Raw genomic sequence first — 19017 nt, forward strand, 5'->3', positions numbered from 1 at the left:
AGCAGGGTTGGATAGGCGGCAGTTACAAAGGTCAAAACCTTCATGCCGCGACCGCGCTCCAGAAGCCGCGGGCATTCGCTAGTACGGGTGTGTCGGGCAGCACGATTTTGCTCTTGGGGAACACCTCTCGGGACGCTGTTTCGTAAGCCTTGGCGCCACCGCCAACGATCAGCACGATGTCCACGGCGCGATCGTTGGACCGGAGCTGCTGCTTCATCTCCTTCAAGGCCTCGACCGCGACCCGCTGGCTGGCTTTCTCCATGTAGCCCGTCAGCTCGACCGACTGCCCGAACACCGGAACCGAGGTCTTGCCTTGCCGGACCGCTTGCTCGAGGCGATCCACGCCGGCGCTGCCGCCATGCTCCTCTTGGATGAGTCCGTTCATGGTCTCGATCAGAACTGACATGGCGCGCTTGGAGGTGCCGGAGCTGGCCTTGCGGATCTCACCCTCCTCGATGGCGATCCAGTCCACCGAGAAGAAGCCGGGATCGATGACCATGATCCGGGACTCCATGAGCGCCTCGGCATCCTCGTAGCTGTTCACCAAATCCAGATACGCGCCGAAGGGCTGGGGAACCACCAGCACGTTCTCCACCGTGATGCTCCGGCCTGCCGTGACCTGGTGCTCGCCCGTGAGCCGCGTCTTCAGGCTCTCGCGGAAGGGCTGGTCGAGGAACTGGCTGACCGGCAGGCCGGTGATGAGGTGATCGACCTTATCCTTGCCGCCCAGCAACAGGGCCGCATGGAACAGAGCCCGGTAGGCGTCGGAGGCGGGATAGTCGGCGTGCAGCTCGCGCATGGAGGTCTCCAGCCGGGCCTGATCGACACCGGCCACCCACTTCTCCCCATTCACGTTCACGACAATGGCATCCGCATCGCCTTCACCCTTGCCGAGGCGGATGGGAAGGTCCGAGAGGCGGCCGGCACCGCCTGGCAGGACACGGGTGACGGTCGGGCGCGCGGTGCCGCCCTCGTCTACGTCACCAAAGGCGAGCTTCAGGTTGCTGTATCCGATATCCAGGCCGATGACGAACATGGCAGGGCCAATCCTCTTGCTGCGGTCCGTGGTTCAAGCTGGACCTGATGCGCAAGCCTAGGCGGATCAGCCCGGTCACCGCGCCGGAGATAAGTTCACTCCACCCGCATCATTCTGCAGGAATGCCACTGGACGAACACTGGGCGTACACAAGCGCGGTCGATTAGGGCGCAATTCTTGAGGAAATCCATACAAAGTCGACTGGACGTACACTGGGCGCACACTGGCGGTATACAAGCGGCGAAACGACGCAAATCCGGAGCGTGGCCCGCGGTAATCGTGGCCGCAATCCGCTGTGACTGACCCTCCCTCCCTCCATAGCTGAAGGAAGGCGGATCTTGGGAAGTCTCACTGCCGTGCTGTTGACCCATGGCACCCCCCTCTGTGTCAAACAACTGTTTGTCACAGAGGGGGAACAGAATACTGATTTCAATCGTCTGGAGCCTGGCTCGGGAGTTTTTATAGCCTTACGTCGGTACCGTGGTACGGCGCTGGGCACAGCCGTTCCATTTGTCACAGAGCGCCCCCCTCTGTGTCAAACAACTGTTTGACACAGAGGGCTCCCTGTTTCTATCATTCAAATGAGCCAGACCCGGATACCTGCTGTTGACCCATGGCACCCCCCTCTGTGTCAAACAGTTGTTTGACACAGAGGGCGTTTATCTTGATGGTTAGGCATTCGCGGTCAGGGTCACTCGCAGTGTTGACCCATGGCACCCCCCTCTGTGCCAAACAGTTGTTTGACACAGAGGGAATATGTTTTTGCGTTTAGCACCTTGAAATCCCGTATTGACACACAGGAGGAGGGTGTGTGTCATCAGGTAGATATTGACACAGAGGGGGGGTTATTCGGTGGATCTAAAATCGATGCTTAAACAGGCTTCGGCTAGCGGCATGACGTCCGAGGAGATGATCCGAGCGGTGCTTGAGCTGGAACAAGACCGCCTCTGGGAAGCATCCATCGCTGTCCATGCTGAGTTCATGGCCGAATACGAATACTCCAAGGCAAACCTGCCGCTGTCGCAGCGTGGTCGATACGGGTTCAAGATCGAGAAGCGGCGGGTTGGTGTGACCTTGAAGTGGGTCCGCTTCGAGTTTTTCGGTCCAAAGGGAAAACGTCGTCGAATGGATCGCGCGGTGAACCGAGGCGACGAAACGGCCTATCCGATGTCCGCGTTTCCTACGGCCCAGCCTTGGGAGAAGACCTTGATCCGGGAGATCGAGGAGAAAGCCGAACCGCTCCGCATCTGGTCGAACAAGCTAGTCCGCATCTCGCAAATGGCGCCCAGTCTCAACACTGGTGCTGGTGCCCCGCAGATCACCCGCGCAGACCCCCAAATAGCCTTGGAAGAGGCAGGCGCCTGAAGAGGGCTTGCGTTTCTGACGAAATCCGTAAGCTGACGGGAAGGGGCAGGTCCGCCCCCCCTGGACAGGGAGCCCGAGCCGGGCGAGGAGGTCAGCGATGTGGGACGAGCAGCTTGAGTTCTGGGGCGACCTGTTTGTCGGCACCCGTCTGCACGTGACCGGCGTGACCTTTGAGACCTTCCTGCAGAACCCGCTGCGAGCGATCGCCGAGTTGGAGGACGGGCCTGCGGTTCGGCGCTGGGCTCGTTCCCGCTCGGTCTCGGCCACTAAACTGGCGCAGATGGTCTCCGGGCCGCACACGGGTCCTTCCGACGAGGCACGGCGTCAGGCGGGTATCGAGGAGCATGCACGCCATGACGTGCTCGTGCGGCGCTTTATGCGGGTCTGAGGGAGGGCGCACCGATGCGTGTGGGATGGAAAGAGCGCTGGCAGGCAATACGTGGGCAGCTGGCTCACCGTGCGTGGCTGTACCTGGAAGGCCTGCCTCAGGAGCTGCGCACGGCCAGTCTGCTGCTGTCCGAGCAGGAGATCCGCACGCACCTGCCGGTCCCGCTGCACGGGATACCGGATCAGGTGTTCCTAACGGCAGAGGGGCTGATGGTCGTGGTCGACACGAAGACGCGCCCCCTGGCTAGGGTCCGGTTCTCGGATGTCGTCCAACTGTCCACCTATGCCCTCATCCTGGCGTCCACTACCGATCCGCGGCTTGCTCATCGCCGTGTGGCCGCCCATGGCTACGTTCGCCTCGTGTCAGGAGTGGACGTGCGGTACGAGCGCGTGGCGTTGCTGCCGGCGGCCGAGGTGGTCGGGATTTGGTGCGACTACTGGCGGCGCCAGGAGCTGCGATCCCGAGCTTCGGAGAAAGCCGCCTAACCCCATCAAGCTTCACGGGTTCGTAACCCCTTGCGGAAGATGGTGGGGCAGTGACTATCCTACATCACCGATCGCAAGGAGAGTTCCGTGCTGGGCCTGTTGGACAACTATCCGCGCCTGCGTCGCCTCAGCCGGACCATCGGCATCGGTTTCTTCGTCCTTGGCATCGCTGGGTTTGGCTTCCGGGTGGCGCAACAGGCGGGGGTGGTTTCCGTGAACCTCGATCCGGACCGCAAGGTTCAGGAATGCGCCATCCTGGAGAAGGCCCTTGTAGCCGAGCGCCTGGCACCCATTGACTTCGTGACGGCCGGGTGCCCGTCGGTTCGTGTTCGTGAGGTCCTGGTGCAGCGGGTGCAGGTCCAGAACTGACAACCCATGCGCCGGGTCCAGAACGGACCGGTAGCTTCGTGCTTGCCGTTGCGTGCAACCCCGTCAGACACGGACAGGCGGTCCTGTAAGATCCAGCTACCGCCGGACCGCCTCTCAGCCTTCGTATCGGCGAGCATCGCCCCCTGGTTAGGACCCCCTGGACAGGCTCAGCCACCCGCGATCGTCTGCATGCGAATGCATGTGCTTCCCACCACACCGCAGGAATCCTGTTATTGGCGGCACATCGGATCTGCGTTACACATACCTCCTAAGTGCACAGCAGTTGGGCACACACGTCCCAGTTCCGACGGTTGAACTCTCAACGAGGGGCGGCCTTGTGGCCGGAGCAGCCATGGCAAAGAAGCCGAAGAAGCCAAAGAAGCAGCCCGGTATGGTTGACCGTTTCCAAGCGGCGAGTAACGACGTCGAGGAAATGGCCGATCTTCTTGAGGTGGTGGGTTTCGATTGGCCTCAGGCCCTGAGGCTCATGGAGCGTGTTGGCGACCTGTTGGGCGACACGGTCAAAGCCGACAGTCAGAGCGACAAGCCGTTGGCGTTCTCCGCCTACGAGAAGGGGCTGGAAGCGTACCAGCAGGTTACCCACGAGATTTGCCCGGTGCGACTGGCTGCTCTGGTCAACGGCGTGCTGGACGAGGTTGCCGGACACCTGGCCTCCGTTGAGGTCGTTACCGAGCTGGGTCAGGTCTGGACACCACAGGCTGGCGACAACATTCCCGAATGGGCTCGCGCCAACGGGTCGACTGTCGAGGTTCGTCCCAAGGAAGTTCCGGGGTCCGCGACGGAATTGAAGACCCAGCTTGAAGCGATGATGATGGACGAGCGCACTCGCAGGATTTTGGGCAAGGCTCGTAAGCCGCCTCCCTTACGCAACGTGAACTGATAGGTCCATGACCGACATCACGAAGCGGCCAGAGCCCAGACGGGTTCTGGCCGCTTCCGTTTTCGCAGGCCTTCTGATTCCTTGCAGGACCACCTCGGTCTCGCAAACCGTCTCCCTTCCCTGAACTGATTTCCGACATCGACGCACGCAAAAGCGGCCGGTCCTAAGCAGGGGGCTGGCTGCTGTTTCCACTGGCATGCCGTTCGGATCGTGCGCGGCTCGGAGGGCGCTCTTGAGCGAGGTATAAAACCCGGGTTGCGGACTAATGTGCGCGGGGCCAAGTATCGCCACGAGGATTGTCACCGCCTTCTGCGTCCAACCCCGACCTGAGCAGCTTAGAGGTCACGGACAGACGAAAGTACCCGGCGTCTATTACTGACAAGAGGGCCCACTGATGAATTGCCGTGTCTATAATGGACACAGGCCCATGGCTTTAGTAACTCTGATTATTTTTGCTCAGCCTCCATTATTCTGTTGTGCTCATATGTACGCAGCGGTAAGCTTCTGGGTATCCCCACCACCCCGGAAACTTCCCGATGCACATCGCTCACACCCGTATTGGGTCTGTTCGCGGCCGCCTGCGCCTATGGCTTGAAGGTCCGCGCCTTTCGCTGGTGTCCTTTGCTCCCGGAACCCGCTTCAAGCTCCACTCGGACCCAGCCAACCACAAGCTGGTCCTGAAGCTGGACGCCAATGGTGAGCGCGCCGTGAGTGGTCGTGTTCGCAAGGCGGGCGGGATTATGCGCCCAATCATCGACATCACCGGCTCCCTTCTGGAAAGGATCTTCCCATCGAGCGCGGAGCAGGTCCGGGTAATCTACCGGGATGCTGAGATCGAGGTGGTCCTTCCGCCCATCGCAGTGGCTCAAGCCAAGCGGGAGGAGGAGGTCCGAGAGCGCCTGAGGGAAGGGAAGCCCTTGTCAGTGGGCACCCTTTGCATCGGCGCCGGTGTCATCGACCACGCCGTGCATTCTGGACTGGGCGAGGCCGGCATCCAGACCGAAGCGGCGCTGGCGGTCGACATCGACCCGGAGAGTCTTGAGGTGGCGCTGACCGCCAACCCGGCGACCAAGGGCTGCCGGATGACGATCGAGGCCAGCATCGATGAGATCGAGCCCGAGATCATGCCGAGGCTGTCCATTCTGCTGGCTGGGCTGCCCTGCACGGCGGCGAGTGTCGCGGGGAGGGCGCGCAAGCGGCTGGCCATGCCGGAGGACGACGAACAGGCGGGCCATCTCTGCCATGCCTACCTCCAGCTTCTGCGGGCGTCCCAGGCACCGGTTACCGTGATCGAGAACGTCCCGCAGTACGCCAGCACCGCTTCAGCGGCGATCATCCGGCGGCAACTCCGCGCCATGCGGTACCGGGTGTTCGAGATCCCGCTATTCGGGCCAGACTTTGGAGCTTTGGAAGCCCGGCACCGCTGGACGCTCATCGGCATCAGCGAGGGGATCGCGCCGGAAACCTTGGAGGTTCCGGCTGAGCCCGGCCCCGTGCGGCGCCTTGGTGAGGTTCTGGAGGATGTGCCCGCCGGCGACCCGCGCTGGCAGGACCACGCTTATCTGGATCGGCATGCCGAACAGCAGGCGGCCAAGGGCAACAACTTCAAGCGCAACCTCGTAACCGCCGACGCCCAGCAGGTTGGCACGATCGGGAAGGGGTACTGGAAGCACCGCACATCGGAGCCAGCAATCCAGTCGCCGTACGACCCGGCTCTCTCCCGCCTCCTGACACCGGCAGAGCATGCCGAGGTCAAGTCGCTGCCCCGGGAACTGGCTGACGCCATCCTGCACGGGCGCTCTGCCACGTCCGCCCACGAGCTTCTGGGCCAGAGCGCTGTGTGGTCGTGCTTCAAGGCTCTGGGCAAGGCGTTGGGCAAGGTTCTCGCCCCCCTGACGATCTCCCACGATGCAGCACCCTCCCGTATGGCGAGGCCACTGGTTCGGCCAGTTGAGCTTCATGCCCAATCCGCCCGTCCATTCCTGACCAAGAAGCAGCCCGTCGGTCTGGGCCAGCTTGCCTTCGCGTGGTGAGGTGCGTGATGACCATCACTCAGCAGTCCGTGTCTGACGCCGCATGGAAGAACGTCGAGGCTGCGCGCGCAAAGCTGGGCCTTGCCGATGCGGGCGCCCTGTACCAGAGGCTGGAAGCCTCGGTCTCCCAGCTAGAGAGGGCGCTCGATCTTCGCTTCCGGCGTATCCGCCTCACGCTCCCTTGGCCGGGAGAGAAGCTTGGACGCTGGTACATCGTTGCCGGGATCTCCGATACCGGTCCTCAGGACAGCCTGATTGTCCCAGTGACGCTGGAGGAGTTGCTGGAAGCCTCCTCCGGGCTTGCGGACCGGATCGCCGAGCAGGCGAAGGCCGCTGTGGAGGCGCAGGAAGCGCTTCAGGAACGTGTGTCTGTGGCGGAGGTGCCCGAACCGGCCAGACCGCATCCACGGCCTTCCCAGCGGGCCGCAGCACCCAATCCCGCCAGCAGGGAGGCACCGAAGGCTCATGCTTCGCCTGCCTCTTCCCGCTCCCAGCAGTTCTCTCTCGGCTTCTGAGGTCCCCCATGGTCAGCAACCCCAAAACCCGTACTCGCCAGAGCGAGCTTTTCCTCCCGCTCCTGCAGGTGCTCGAGGACGCGCCCAAGGGCCTTTCCGCGGCTGAGGCGACGGCGGCCGTCGCCGAGCGGCTCCAGCTATCGCCGGAGCAGCGCCAGGAGGTCGTGGAGCTACCCAGCGGCACCTACCGCGCCTTGGACCGGGATGTGCGATGGACCCGGCAAAAGGCCAAGCTCGCCGGACTGGTAGACCCGTCCGTTCGGAACCTCTGGACGCTGACGGCCAAGGGCAAGCGGGACCTGCGCTTTGCTATGCCGGGCATCGTGGTGACGGTCTTTGAGACGGCCAATGGCGCGATGCTCTGGTCGACGGCGGAGTCCGCCTTCGGCCACATCGAAGATCGCAGCCTGAACCTGATCGTTACCAGCCCGCCCTATCCGATCCTGCGCACCAAGGACTACCAGTCCAGTATAGACGCGGGAGACTACATCGACTGGTTGGTCGGGCTCTCGCGGGAGTTCAAGCGCTCGCTCACGCCGGATGGCAGTCTGATCCTGAACCTCGGCGACGCGTGGCAATCTGGTTCGCCGACGCTGAACCTGTACCAAGAGCGCCTGCTGCTGAAGCTGGTAGACGATCTCGGCTACCACCTCGCCCAGCGCTGCCATTGGCACAACCCGGCCGCTTTGCCGTCACCGGCCCAGTGGGTGACCGTCAAGCGGGTCCGGCTGGCGCAGAAGGTCGAGACGCTGTGGTGGCTCTCGCCGTCGGCAAACCCCAAAGCGAACAACGCCAACTGCCTTGTTCCGTACAGCGACGCCATGCTGGCGCGACTGGCGCAGGGTGGCGAGCGGGGAGCCGTCCGTCCCTCTGGTCACGTCCTGACAGAGGGTGCATTCTCGGCCGACAATGGCGGGAGCATTCGGGGCAACCTGCTCACCGTGCCCAACACCGCCTCGAACACGGCGTACCACCGGCATTGCCGGGACCGTGGGCTGCCGATCCATCCCGCAAGATTTCCCGTGGGTGTCGTCGAACCTTTCGTCCAACTGACCACGGACCCGGGCGACGTCGTGTGCGATCCCTTCAGCGGCAGCGGCACGGTTCCGTCTGTTGCGGAACGTCTGGGCCGCCGCTGGATCGGCATAGACCAGAGCCTAACCTACCTCGCCGGCGCCGTCGGACGGTTCTCGCCTGACGCCTTGGCCAACGTGGCGTGAGGATGCGATGCACCACACGACAACGCAGCACGCCTCCCCACGACGGAACACTCCCAGCCATCGCCCCGTGGACTGGGACAACCCCCGCATTGAGGACCTCGCCCGCGTAGCCATCCGGCTGGCCGATCAGGACCGGATCTTCTTCTCCGCCCACGCGTCCGACGAACGCATCCCACTGCGCGGGATCGGCGAGGAGGAGGCGATCGACATCATTCGCCACGGTTCGGTCTACAAGGCGGAGCCGGGTTTCTATCCGGAGGAGTGGAAAGTGAACTTTCGTCGGCGTCTTCGGGGCCGTGACGCCGCGGTCGCCGTCAGTGTCCGACCGGGCGGCAGGCCAGCCAAGATCCTCACGGTTATGTGGCTCGATAGCTGAAATCCAGTCACGAGCGCAAAACCCGGCGAAAAGTCAGTTTTCCCGTCATCTCTCTTCGGCGCGGTGACACGGGTTTGTCCCGTAAAAGGTAGGGCAGTTCGTTACCCTGAGGAACTTGGCCTTGAAGACCCCCAATTCGATGATCGTCGCTCGCCTCCTGCCCACCCCTGGTCAGGAACAGGAGATCCGCGACATGATCCGCGCGGTGAATGCGATCGCCACCGACCATGCCCGAACCCTCTGGTCTGGCGAGGAGAAGATGTCGCGAGTGGTCACCGCCGAGATCCGGAAACGTTACCAGTCGAGCTACGGCGGCACGGTGAAGCACATCGAGTGCGGGGCGGAGAAGTCGTGTGAGGGGCACGCCTTCTATCGGGCTGCTCCACCGATATTTCAACCGTACAGCGCCATTCCGACCACCAAGCACCTCGTCGAATGGCAGAGCGCGGACACGGTCAAGATCCGTTCGCTCAAAGGCCGCCTGCTGGTTCCTGCTATCCTGTCGCATTATCAGGCCAACACCGGCGGTCGGCGGCACCTGGACGGCATCCTCGGGTTCGCCCAGGAGCACCTGCTGTTCTTGGCAGCGGTAAAGCTGCCGGCTCCGGTCACCCTTGCGGAAGAAACACACCTGGACTTTGGGCTAATCGAGCCGGAGGAGGGTGACATTCCGCCGGCGCCCATGCCACGCGTTGGCCGTCCGCAACTGCGCCGGCTGTTCCCGCATATGGAGGCCCGGGACAGCCAGCATCGCATCAGGCTGGCCAAGCTGGACCGTCCGAGTGCGGTGTCATGAGCGCGATTACTGCCGGGTCCGATCCGGACGGACGGGATGAACGCGAAGCAGCCGAAAACGTGGCCATGTCCGAGATGGCCTTTGTCCAGGACCTGCAGGATTATGGGTACACGGCTTACACCGGCACATGGCACCGGGAGGGCGGAACCTGGCGGGTTGCCGCCCGTTGGGAGCCAGAAGGGCGCCTGACCTGGGCGGATCGCCTGTTCCGCGTCCTGTTCCAAGTCTTTGCCAGGACCGCTTATCCGGAGGCACAGCCCCAACGAACGCAAGCGGGAGAACAGGGGAGGGAGGGCGCATGAGAGCCGTTAAAGCTGGATCGCCGTCGCGGCCGCTTTCGCTGGACGAGGCGATCTCCAGGTTCGGCCCCGATGCCCGCAACGTCGGAGCTTACACTCCAGCGGTGGGGCGACTGGTTCAGACCTTGTGTCGTCTGTCCGGACTGGACGAGGCAACCGCCGCCGACTGGGGCGCCGCCGCGGTGCTGCATGACATCGGCAAGCTGGCGATCCCTCCGAACATCCTGCTGAAGGTGGGCAATCTCTCCGACGGCGAGCGGCTCATCATGCAGCGCCACACCGTCGTCGGATACCGGCTGCTCGTGCCCTTCTGGCCGCTGGCTGCAGACATGGCCCTGAAGCACCACGAGAACCTCGACGGGTCCGGCTATCCGTACGGGCTGCGCGGCGATGCTATCCCGCTAAGCGCTCGCATCCTGCGCCTTTGCGACGTCTATGACGCCCTGCGCTCCGCCCGGCCCTATAAGCAAGCCTTCCTCCATGGCAAGGCGGTGAACCTTCTCCTCGAAGGGGACAGCCGCCTCAAGCCGCAGATGTTCGATCCGGACCTGCTCGCGCTGTTTGCCCGCCATCACAGGAGCTTCGAGGTGGAGTACGAGGGCACGGACAGCACAGCTTCCCCAACTGGGCTCTCTGCGCCTTCACTGCGAGCCGTCGACGATCACCGTGGCGCCGCTCAGGTCCCTTCGGATCTGCGTGTAGGGCGCTCAGACCGCCCCGAACAGGCCTAATCCGGCCCCAAGTCCGTAATGGACCTGGGAGCCGCTCTTCCCGTTGTGCATTGAACGCATCGGAGCAGGGGAGGGGATCATGCGGTCGGCTGCACCTGGTTGGTCTTGGGTCGTTGCCATCGGGGCGCTGGTGGCGGTGTCAGCACCGGCGGCCGCGCACGGTCCGTCGGAGCGCTACTCGACCCCTCTGCGCCCTGCAGCGAGCCAGTCAGGCTCCCAGGAGCTGCTGTGTTTCCAGAACGGACAGGTGATCGTCAGCCTCCCGTCCGTGTCAGACTTGCGGGTTGAGCGCATGCCGGACGGCCGCCGCTACAGCGGCCTGTGGAGCCGCTCTCCCTACGGTTCGCCCGAGCCCTTCAACATCGACGCTGGCCAGGGAACCACCTGCTTCACCAGCGGCGCGAACCGCGGCTTCTTCTTCTCCGGTTAAGGGCTATCCCTGGACAGGAATCCCCGTCCATGCTAGACATTGGGCGTTTCCACGAACTTCGGTTCGGAAGCCCCTCTGCTTGAGCGAGGGTACGGCCTAGCTGGGGTCTAAAAACAGCGTGAAAGCTAGTCGCCATTGCGCGGCAGCACCCAAACACCGTCAGGCGGCACTGCCCCTGTACCGGTGACCATTCCCAAACCCACGGGGTGCCGAGGCTCCCCATTGGGAAACTCGCGCCCGTTTGCCTGCATGGAGATATGCATGGAAACGCTCCTGTTTTCGGGTATCACGAAACTGGTTGAGCGCGCGTTCGAAGCGGTTGCTTTCTGGCTCCTGGCTATGGCGCGCTGGCTTTACACAAAAGCCCGCCCGCAGGCCCAGCTGCCGCACAGCGAGGCAACTGCCGGTCCTCGTGCCGCCCCCTGGCTCCCCACTCCGGAGTATCTGGAACTCGGGCAGCAGCTGGCGGAAGCGAAAGCCAGAATTCCGGAGGCTAGCGCCGCCGGACGTTTGGTCGACCAGATGGTCATCGTTGCGGAGCTGGAAGAGCAGCAACGGCGCCTTGTGCGCCGTCTGTCTGAGGCTTCCATGCCGCCGATGGCTGCCTAAGCTGACGGACAAGCCGTCAGGCTGAACCACCCCACGGGGAGGCCATGCCACCCCGTCCAGGGGATTGGTGTGTCTCCTCGAACACCCGGAGGGTTCTGCCCTTCGGGCGGATAACCCTCCTTTTCCAGAGGAGTTGCGTTACCATGTCTGCTGATAGACTGTTCGAGTACGAGGAAACGCTGCGTCAGGGCGGTGCTCCCAATGCCGAGGTGTTCACCAAGGCGTTGCGGATAGCACTGGACGCACAGACTGAACAGAAGGCCGCTATGCAGACCGAGATCAGTCACCTGAACGACCGGTTCGATGCACTCGATCGCAAGGTCGATGCGCTGGATCGGAGGGTCGATGCGCTGGACCGGAAAATCGACAAGGTCGAGGCCTCGCTGAGCCACCGCATCGACATGGTCGAAATGCAGGTCGGCAAGCAGCTCGAAGTTCTGGAAGCCTCCATCAAAGGGGAGATCCAGAGCATGGGCCTGCAAATGACGAAGATGATGACCGATCAGATCTGGAAGACGCTCGGCGTCACCGGGGCCATGATCGGCATCCTCTACTTCATCGAAAAGTTCGTCTGACCTCACAGTAGGTCGGCGCACCTCAACCAACCCCGGCGGGGAGGCAGTCCTCCCCCAGCGGGGCTTGGAATCTGCCTCCTCGCTTTCCCCTGTCCATTACAGACACAGGAGAGCGACGATGCTCAGCCTCAGCACCAACCAGCTTAAGCTTTACCGCAAGGTGCTCCATCGCCAGCTCGACGGCGTGGAACAGCTGCTGGGACGCAAAGCCACACGCTCTGTCGTGTTTGGCACCGACATCTCGGCCTCTGGCACCGTCCAGACCGAGTATGGCGACACCATCGCCTGGAAGATCGCTTTCGATGCCGAGAGCGGCGACTGGGTGGTGTCCATGCAGGCCGCCCTCTTCTCGGTGGACTCCGTCACGCGCCGCAAGACGCTGGGCGGAACCTTGGAGGAGTTCTGGGTCGAGCTGCAGGACCTGAAAACCTCGATGCAAATCCACCGGCTGCAGGAGGAACTCGACCATGACCTGGACGAGGATCTCCTGCCTGACGTGGATTACGAGGCGATGGACAAGGCGGAGCGGGCCGCAAGGATTGCCGCGATCCCGTCCTTGTCCGACACCGACCTGCGGGAGGGCTATGCGGCGGCCGATGAGGGCGCCGATCGTGCCTGGACCGCCTGGTCCGAATGGGATTGGCACCCGGACTACACCGGGCCGGACGATCCTGGCAAAGACTACTACGAGCGCAAAGCCCACCGGGCATCCGAACTGCTGGATGCCTACCAAGCCGAGATGACACGTCGTGGTTTCCTGAACTGACGCCGGCGATCCTGCCGACGCCAGATCCACCAGCACCCTGAACCCATGAGGGGGACACCGCTCCCCCTCGGGGGAGTGGTCTGTCCTGCTCTGTCCATTCCTGACGAGAGAGACCGATCATGCAGAGTTGCCTGGAAACCCTCATCGCCCTGGCCCAGATGTCGCCGGGTGCGGAGGAGAACTTTGCGGAGATCGAGGAGGCCAGGCGCCTCCTCGCCGCTCAAGACGAGGTGCTGTCCGCTTCACGGGCACTGCTGGCGGGCTGGGAGAAGGGCAACCTCTCCGAGGCCATCCAGCGGCTGGACAGGGCCGTTTCGGCACCTGTTCTGCCCAAGGGCACCAACCTCATCCGAAACTTTCTGGACCTATCCACGGGCCACCTCGATCAGGCGTCCCGCCAGGCACTCGAAAGCCGCAAGGATGGCTTGGTCTCGTACGAGTTGGAGTACGGCTGGCTGATCTACGTTTCCGATCCGGACACGGTGAAGGAACGGAAGATCCCGGCGGTGCTTGAAGCCATCCTGGACCGAGCCCGGAGCCTGGGTTGCGACTACGTCCTGCTCGACGGCGACGCCGCGTATGACGAGGAGCTGCCCAGCTTCGACGACACCGAAACGCCGACCGCCTAAGCGGCCGGTCAAACACCAACCCTCCGGGTGCGCCTCCCGGTGGGGGCGCATTCCGTCCTCACTTGAGAGAAAAACCCGATGAAAAAGGCGCTGATCAAGGATATCGCCGCCCGGATGGTCACGTTCGACTATCAGGCGATCGGCGGTCCAATGCGGGCCTTCTGCGCCGAGATGACGGCGCGCGATTGGCTCAAAGCGCACGGCTTCTGGGGCGGTCCTATCGAGATCCACGAGATCGTTGAGTGGGAACGCAGCCCAACGGACCGTGCGGCCGACGTCGAGTTCACGCTCTTCGGCGAGAAAGCCAAGTTCCGCGACCTTATCCAGGCGAACCTCCCGGTTCGGACTGGTGGGGTTGCGGAAGCTGGCGACCTGATGCAGTTCATGCTCGACGGGAAATGGGCGTTCTTCGACCACTCCTGCTCCAGCTGGACTGGCTTCGGTGTGACGGAGAGTGCCTGCGACGGAAGCCGCGGCTTCACGCTGGACCCGGACTTTGCGAAAGCCTGGGTGTCTCGTGGGCTCGCAAGGCTCCGTCTGCACACACAGAAGCGGGCTGTCGCTGCAGCCGCCTGAACGCGATGTCTCGAAAGCGCTCGGCACAAATCACCCGAAGCAGGGTTTACTATGGCCATGTCGTACGACACGCACGAAACGGTGAAACGCCTCAAGGGCGCAAACTTCTCCGAGGACCAAGCCGAGGCCTTGGCGACGATCCTTCGTGATCAGCGCCAGAACGACCTCTCTCAGCTTGCGACGAAAATTGACCTGGAGCTTCTGAAGCGGGATCTAACGATCCGCCTTGGCGGCATGATCGCCGTCGGTGTTGGATTTCTAACCGCCTCCAAGTTCTTCGGTTAACCACCCCTAAAGCGCACTCGTCGCGGTCCAATGGCCGCGAACAACCCCACTGGGAGCCCTCTCCCGGTCGCGAAGCGGCTCCCTCGATCCGAGGACAGCATCATGCCGCAAGCGCACGTCTATCGAGACCTCGACCCGCTCGGGAAAGGTGAGTGGTACGGCTATGTGTCCAGCAACGGCCACATCGTTCGGAACTTCGGGCCTTTTCCGACCGAACGGGACGCCATCGACCATGGGCAATCTCAGGTCGGTGGTACCAGCCGGGTCTTGGTTGAAGCTGAAGGCTGATCGGCTACGCCGGCAGCCACTGCCGTGTGGAGATCCACGCGGCTGAAACGGTGCGGTCCCTAGGGCCGCACCCCTCACACACCCCTTACTGGGACATCGCGTCCCGATAAGGGGTGTGGTGTCTCTCGGAGATACCAACATGCCAGTGCAATTCATCCTGGGTCTCCCCGGGCTGTCCTGCCGCGCGCTCATCGAGAAGGCTCGCGAGCTGCAAATGCCGGTCATGATCTCGGCTAACGCGCTTTCCCGGCAACGACTGAAGGCGCCGGAGCCGGATCGGCCTGATCTGAAGTCGAGAATGACCGAAGCTGAGTGGGATTCGTTCCTACTAAGAACAGAATACACACTCTGGAACGGGTTCAGTACGAACTCAATGAAGAATGCAGCAGACCTGGATTGTCATCTTGATAGCGCCGGGTACGTTGCTACAGCTCTTTACGGCGGCTTCACCTTCTCTGTTGACGAGTACATGCACCTTGCCGCCGCTTTTCCTTGGAAACGCTTCAGTAGCATGGACCTATGTGTCGAAGAGAAAATCGCAAGAGACCGGACGGCGGTGCTTGATCGCATTGCCGGCACGGTTGCCTTGAACAACGCCTGCCGTATAAGGGCATTAGATCTCGGCATCAATGACCGCTTCATGCCCGTTATTCAAGGCTTCAGCCACGAGGATTATTTGATGTGCGCTGAAAGAATGCCTTGGATCGATGAGTATAGCGTCATAGGTGTTGGCTCTATGTGCACTCGGCACGTGAATGGCCTCAACGGTGTGGTCCATATCATCTCTGTGTTGGACCGCTATCTTCCAAAAGGCGTTCGCTTTCACTTGTTCGGGCTGAAGTCCGAAGCTGCGGAAGCAGTGCGTGGCTTGGAGGACCGTATCGCCTCGGTCGACAGCCAGGCCTACGGAACGACGGCCCGCCAACTGGCGAACCGGATCAGGACGGGCGGCCGCAAAGCGCGTCTGTCCGTTCCCGACACGGCGGATCTGTTTGGCGACGTTGCTTCTCCTAAGGCGCAGCCTTTGGGGAACGTGAGCTTCTCCAAGACCAATGCCTTCGTGGCTGGCGTCATGGAGCAGTGGGCGACCAAACAGGTCCGGCGCTTGGCCAAACCTGGCTTCGTGTTTCAGGACTCCCTGCTCCTCGAAGGGGCACGGGCAAATCCTGTCCGGGGAAGCTGGGAATGGGCCGAGCGTCTGGCCCGCAACCGCCTGCGAAATCTTGTCCTGAACGGCGAGGTCGAGCACAACGACATCAACGAACGCTGGGTCCACGAGATGGCTGGCGAGATCCTCTCTGGCGACGCTGACCTGACGAATTTCGATGATGACCAATGGGACTGCGATGACAACAGCTTGACCGCTTTGGCGGCCTAGTCTGATCCTGACATCGCACACATCGCGTGCGCCCCCTTCTCGCCGATCTGGCGGGCAGGGGGCGTTTCCGTTTCAGCCGGTGAGCGTTCCAACCCCGTTGCCGCTTAGCCCACTTCCCAGTCTCAGGGAGTGTGAGTTTTATCCTGCCGCCCAGCGATGCTTCCGCTAAGGCATTGCTGAAAGACAGATCCTAGGGTATATGTTTCTTGGTTGGCAGCGCGCGGCCATACCCAAGCCTTTCCCCTAGGCGCGAGATCAAGAGCAGTAATTATTCCATTTGCGAAGTGAGCGATAAGTCGATGGCTTCTGCTAGCAACCATACAGCATCCCAGATCATATCCCCGGGCCAATGCCGTGCAGCAAGAGCCTTCCTTGAATGGACATCAAAACAGCTTGCGGAAAAGGCTGGGACAGCCGTCCAGACCGTTCTGGCTTTCGAGAGCACTCGCAAATACACGCATCCCCATAACGTACTTCGCCTGAAAGCGGCCTTCGAGGCTCAAGGGATTGTCTTCAACGAACAAGGGGGCGTAAATCCGCGGGAGCATATCCTCCCGGTGAAGCCCAAGCGCAAAACCCCTGTCAAAAAAGGTGCGAGAGGGTCCACACCTTGGACTGAGGAAGAAAAGGAAATTCTAAGGGTTCACTATCCGCAAGCGGCCATTATCGATCACATCCTCCCATTCCTACCAGGTCGCACAAGCGCAGGGTTGATGATTCAAGCCTTCAAAATGAAACTGAGGCGGCCGGAAAAGCCCCCCGCGCTCACGCGAGATCAACAACAGGCCATTTTCGAGGCTGTTGCGAGCGGGAAGAGAGTAAATTGGACAAAGCTATCAGCTTCTCTCGGCGTTGAGAAAAGCGTGGTTCAGAGCTATGCCAAGCAACTGAAGCAGCAAAGCACGGACGAAACTTCGTAACACCCACTTACCCACCGTTTATTTATGGACAAAGCGGAATTGCGCCGTTCGGTCGGCCTGAGCGATGGGCCGATCGTCCCGTCTCTTTCGCGTGCCCTACGCTCAGATAGGTGCAGAGCCCCATTCCGGCCTCACGGCCCGGCAGGGGCATCTTTCGCTTAGCGCTTTGCCGCATCCGCTAGGCACAACTGCTCAACTCGTGGCCACCACTCGGCGACGGGTCCCCGACGCCTTCCGTTCCGGCGCTGGCTTGATATCCGCGGGCGTCCAAACAGCTTTTGAGGCTTTCGAGCGGTTAGATGCCGACTTGGCGCGTGTGGCAGTGGTCTTCTTGTCAGCCGGCGCTTCAAGTGCGGTGGTAACCGTCTCTGGGGCATCTGGGAGTGGGGCGGGAGCCGTTGGAGCGCTATCCCGCAGCACCGGAGTTGCCATCGCCTGGGAAGCAGTCCTGCGTGCCCTAGCGGGCTTCTTCGGCGTTGGGTCGGCTACGGTGGCGGCAGCCAGCTCAGGCGCGGTGTCCTCGGCGTTCTTTTCGACGGCGAGCACCACCTTCCTGTCGTCCAGGACGGCCTCCTTGTGGGCCGTCTTCGCCGCCTTGGAGGGCTTGGCCGCCTTTGGCGCCGGACCCTCCTCGTGGACGGGATCAGGCGCGGACGCCTTCCTGCGTCGCCCGGCGGGACGGGCAGAGGGCTCTGCCGGCGCGTTGTCGGTCATGACGTGACCGGCGGCGAGATCCTCATCGACGATCTCTTTCATGGCCCGCGCCCAGTGCTCGTGGTGTTTTCCTTCTGGACGCCCCTCCCGCTCCCAGATGGCATATGCGCGGTCTCGGATGCGCTGCTCCCGATCAAACATTCGGCACTCTCCTGTCCAGTCTGGACATGCGACGGACAAGCCGCATGCTCTCCATGTTGGGCGAGCCTTAACCCCACAAGGCTCCTTTGTCAGGAACAGACATTGGCATTACTGCGCGTTCTTGCAAAAAAACTTCTAAGAACCGACAAATGAGCGGTACAAATCAGGAACGCCTTGCTATGATGCGCCACTCACCTCGCCTCGCCAGAACACATTGCGTGTGGGGCGACCTCTCTTCCCGGAGTGCTCGATGGCCTTCAAGCGCGTCAACGCCAACGCTCGTCCGCCCCGGCGCTGGGCTCTGAAGGGCTTCGCCGGCGATGGCAAGAGCCACTTCCTCCTCGCCATGCAGCAGCCCTGCCTCATGATCGACGCCGACGGCCGCCGGCATGAGTTGAAGGGAGGCGATCTGTTCGAGCTGAGCGCAGAGCCGACGGATCACAGGTCCGTAGAGCGGATCCAGGATCTGCTCGCGGCCAACCTCCCCGGCTCCGGCATCCGCACCATCGCAGTCGACTCCCTCTCCGCGCTCATTGGGGCGTCGATTTCTCGTTCGATGCTCGACAACGTGGCTGGGCGAAACACGAACAAGAACCAGGCCTGGGTGGACAAGGCGGAGCGCATGCGCCTCCTGCAAGACGCCATCACCGGCTTTGGCACCGACGTCGTGTTCGTGTGGCACCTGGAGAAAGGTCAGCTGAGCGGCAAGGAGCGCACCCGGGAAACCCTGCCGGAGATCGAGCGCGAGCGCTTGAAGCGCTCCCTGAACGCCAGCCTGCGGATCGTGCGAGACAGGGACCGCCGCGGCGTCCTGGTGGAGTGGTCGCGGGAAGGGCCGGCGGGGATGGTGGTGTGGGACACGGAGGGCTTCTGGAAAGGGGTCCCGGAGCGCATCGAGGAGGCGATCTACGGGACGGCGGCTGCGGGTCAAGGTCAGACCTCCGGGGCACATGATGGGGTCCACGCCATCCCGGCCAATGTCGTCAACTTCCGGAGCGTCACTGAGGCGGTGACCTGGAGTGTCGAGCAGGGCGCGTACGACACGGTGGAGGAGGCACAGGCCGCCTACGCGGAGCTGCGAGCCCGCCTGGAGCCGAAGTCGGCTAGACCCCATGTCCCTGCCGAGGTGAGGGTGGCTCGTCTCACGTTATGTCGAAATCGAGGATTGCGCTGGGTGGGCCGGCGCCGAGCC

At 62.5% G+C, this 19017-nt stretch carries 25 protein-coding genes and 1 pseudogene; 23 read left to right on the forward strand and 3 right to left on the reverse strand.

The window, feature by feature from the left end; all coding sequences use genetic code 11:
- Positions 1–40 precede the first annotated feature (40 nt).
- Entirely contained in the window at positions 41–1036 is a 996-nt protein-coding gene (locus JUB11_RS23860) for a ParM/StbA family protein (protein ID WP_207461287.1), read from the reverse strand.
- An 894-nt stretch (positions 1037–1930) separates the two neighbouring features.
- On the opposite strand from JUB11_RS23860, the gene mobI reads away from it, so the two are divergent.
- The 22 genes from mobI to JUB11_RS23970 all read left to right on the forward strand — a co-directional run bounded on the left by mobI (position 1931) and on the right by JUB11_RS23970 (position 16970).
- Entirely contained in the window at positions 1931–2401 is a 471-nt protein-coding gene (mobI, locus tag JUB11_RS23865) for a conjugative transfer protein MobI(A/C) (protein WP_207461288.1), read from the forward strand.
- Positions 2402–2498: 97 nt separating this feature from the next.
- Positions 2499–2789, forward strand: coding sequence for a hypothetical protein (locus JUB11_RS23870; RefSeq protein WP_207461289.1), 291 nt, complete (start codon positions 2499–2501; stop codon positions 2787–2789).
- 14 nt (positions 2790–2803) lie between these two features.
- Positions 2804–3274 (forward strand): PD-(D/E)XK nuclease family protein, encoded by a 471-nt coding sequence (locus JUB11_RS23875; protein WP_207461290.1) that lies wholly within the window; start codon positions 2804–2806, stop codon positions 3272–3274.
- Between the two features lie 87 nt (positions 3275–3361).
- Entirely contained in the window at positions 3362–3643 is a 282-nt protein-coding gene (locus JUB11_RS23880; RefSeq protein WP_207461291.1) for a hypothetical protein, read from the forward strand.
- Positions 3644–3995: 352 nt separating this feature from the next.
- On the forward strand, positions 3996–4544 hold the full coding sequence (locus JUB11_RS23885; protein ID WP_207461292.1) for a hypothetical protein: 549 nt from the start codon (positions 3996–3998) through the stop codon (positions 4542–4544).
- A 536-nt stretch (positions 4545–5080) separates the two neighbouring features.
- Positions 5081–6577: a DNA cytosine methyltransferase gene (locus JUB11_RS23890; protein ID WP_207461293.1), complete on the forward strand. Its 1497-nt coding sequence runs from the start codon at positions 5081–5083 to the stop codon at positions 6575–6577.
- 8 nt (positions 6578–6585) lie between these two features.
- Positions 6586–7092 carry a hypothetical protein gene (locus tag JUB11_RS23895; RefSeq protein WP_207461294.1) on the forward strand — a complete coding sequence of 169 codons (507 nt, stop codon included), beginning with the start codon at positions 6586–6588 and terminating at the stop codon, positions 7090–7092.
- An 8-nt stretch (positions 7093–7100) separates the two neighbouring features.
- The gene (locus JUB11_RS23900) at positions 7101–8312 is read left to right on the forward strand and encodes a site-specific DNA-methyltransferase (protein WP_207461295.1); all 1212 of its coding nucleotides are present in this window, start codon (positions 7101–7103) and stop codon (positions 8310–8312) included.
- Between the two features lie 7 nt (positions 8313–8319).
- Entirely contained in the window at positions 8320–8688 is a 369-nt protein-coding gene (locus tag JUB11_RS23905; protein WP_207461296.1) for a DUF4258 domain-containing protein, read from the forward strand.
- A gap of 121 nt (positions 8689–8809) precedes the next feature.
- Positions 8810–9484, forward strand: a complete 675-nt coding sequence (locus JUB11_RS23910; RefSeq protein WP_207461297.1) for a hypothetical protein — start codon at positions 8810–8812, stop codon at positions 9482–9484.
- Positions 9481–9786, forward strand: coding sequence for a hypothetical protein (locus JUB11_RS23915; RefSeq protein WP_207461298.1), 306 nt, complete (start codon positions 9481–9483; stop codon positions 9784–9786). The genes JUB11_RS23910 and JUB11_RS23915 overlap by 4 nt, the downstream gene beginning before the upstream one ends.
- Positions 9783–10514, forward strand: a complete 732-nt coding sequence (locus JUB11_RS23920) for an HD domain-containing phosphohydrolase (RefSeq protein WP_207461299.1) — start codon at positions 9783–9785, stop codon at positions 10512–10514. Before JUB11_RS23915 ends, JUB11_RS23920 begins: the two co-directional genes overlap by 4 nt.
- 79 nt (positions 10515–10593) lie before the next feature.
- Positions 10594–10944 (forward strand): hypothetical protein, encoded by a 351-nt coding sequence (locus JUB11_RS23925; protein ID WP_207461300.1) that lies wholly within the window; start codon positions 10594–10596, stop codon positions 10942–10944.
- A 261-nt stretch (positions 10945–11205) separates the two neighbouring features.
- Positions 11206–11553 (forward strand): hypothetical protein, encoded by a 348-nt coding sequence (locus JUB11_RS23930; RefSeq protein ID WP_207461301.1) that lies wholly within the window; start codon positions 11206–11208, stop codon positions 11551–11553.
- 143 nt (positions 11554–11696) lie between these two features.
- Positions 11697–12128, forward strand: coding sequence for a hypothetical protein (locus JUB11_RS23935; RefSeq protein WP_207461302.1), 432 nt, complete (start codon positions 11697–11699; stop codon positions 12126–12128).
- Positions 12129–12246: 118 nt separating this feature from the next.
- Positions 12247–12894, forward strand: coding sequence for a hypothetical protein (locus JUB11_RS23940; protein WP_207461303.1), 648 nt, complete (start codon positions 12247–12249; stop codon positions 12892–12894).
- Positions 12895–13013: 119 nt separating this feature from the next.
- Positions 13014–13523: a hypothetical protein gene (locus JUB11_RS23945; RefSeq protein ID WP_207461304.1), complete on the forward strand. Its 510-nt coding sequence runs from the start codon at positions 13014–13016 to the stop codon at positions 13521–13523.
- A gap of 78 nt (positions 13524–13601) precedes the next feature.
- On the forward strand, positions 13602–14099 hold the full coding sequence (locus JUB11_RS23950; protein WP_207461305.1) for a hypothetical protein: 498 nt from the start codon (positions 13602–13604) through the stop codon (positions 14097–14099).
- Positions 14100–14156: 57 nt separating this feature from the next.
- On the forward strand, positions 14157–14384 hold the full coding sequence (locus tag JUB11_RS23955; RefSeq protein ID WP_207461306.1) for a hypothetical protein: 228 nt from the start codon (positions 14157–14159) through the stop codon (positions 14382–14384).
- Between the two features lie 102 nt (positions 14385–14486).
- Positions 14487–14672, forward strand: a complete 186-nt coding sequence (locus JUB11_RS23960) for a hypothetical protein (protein WP_207461307.1) — start codon at positions 14487–14489, stop codon at positions 14670–14672.
- A gap of 139 nt (positions 14673–14811) precedes the next feature.
- Positions 14812–16050: a hypothetical protein gene (locus tag JUB11_RS23965; protein ID WP_207461308.1), complete on the forward strand. Its 1239-nt coding sequence runs from the start codon at positions 14812–14814 to the stop codon at positions 16048–16050.
- 299 nt (positions 16051–16349) lie between these two features.
- Entirely contained in the window at positions 16350–16970 is a 621-nt protein-coding gene (locus tag JUB11_RS23970) for a hypothetical protein (RefSeq protein WP_207461309.1), read from the forward strand.
- A 192-nt stretch (positions 16971–17162) separates the two neighbouring features.
- On the opposite strand, the gene JUB11_RS23975 is transcribed toward JUB11_RS23970, so the two are convergent.
- Together JUB11_RS23975 and JUB11_RS33285 are read right to left on the reverse strand one after the other, a co-directional pair.
- Complete coding sequence (locus JUB11_RS23975) at positions 17163–17726, reverse strand: hypothetical protein (protein WP_247887282.1); 564 nt, start codon at positions 17724–17726, stop codon at positions 17163–17165.
- Positions 17727–17825, reverse strand: a pseudogene (locus JUB11_RS33285) (DUF2934 domain-containing protein); the annotation flags it as partial.
- 250 nt (positions 17826–18075) lie between these two features.
- Between JUB11_RS33285 and JUB11_RS33290 the strand changes: the two are divergent.
- Positions 18076–19017, forward strand: a 942-nt coding sequence (locus JUB11_RS33290) for an AAA family ATPase (RefSeq protein ID WP_207461311.1), incomplete at its 3' end; no start/stop codon positions are given.

It is taken from the genome of Azospirillum sp. SYSU D00513, from assembly GCF_017356015.1.
Lineage (GTDB): Bacteria > Pseudomonadota > Alphaproteobacteria > Azospirillales > Azospirillaceae > Azospirillum.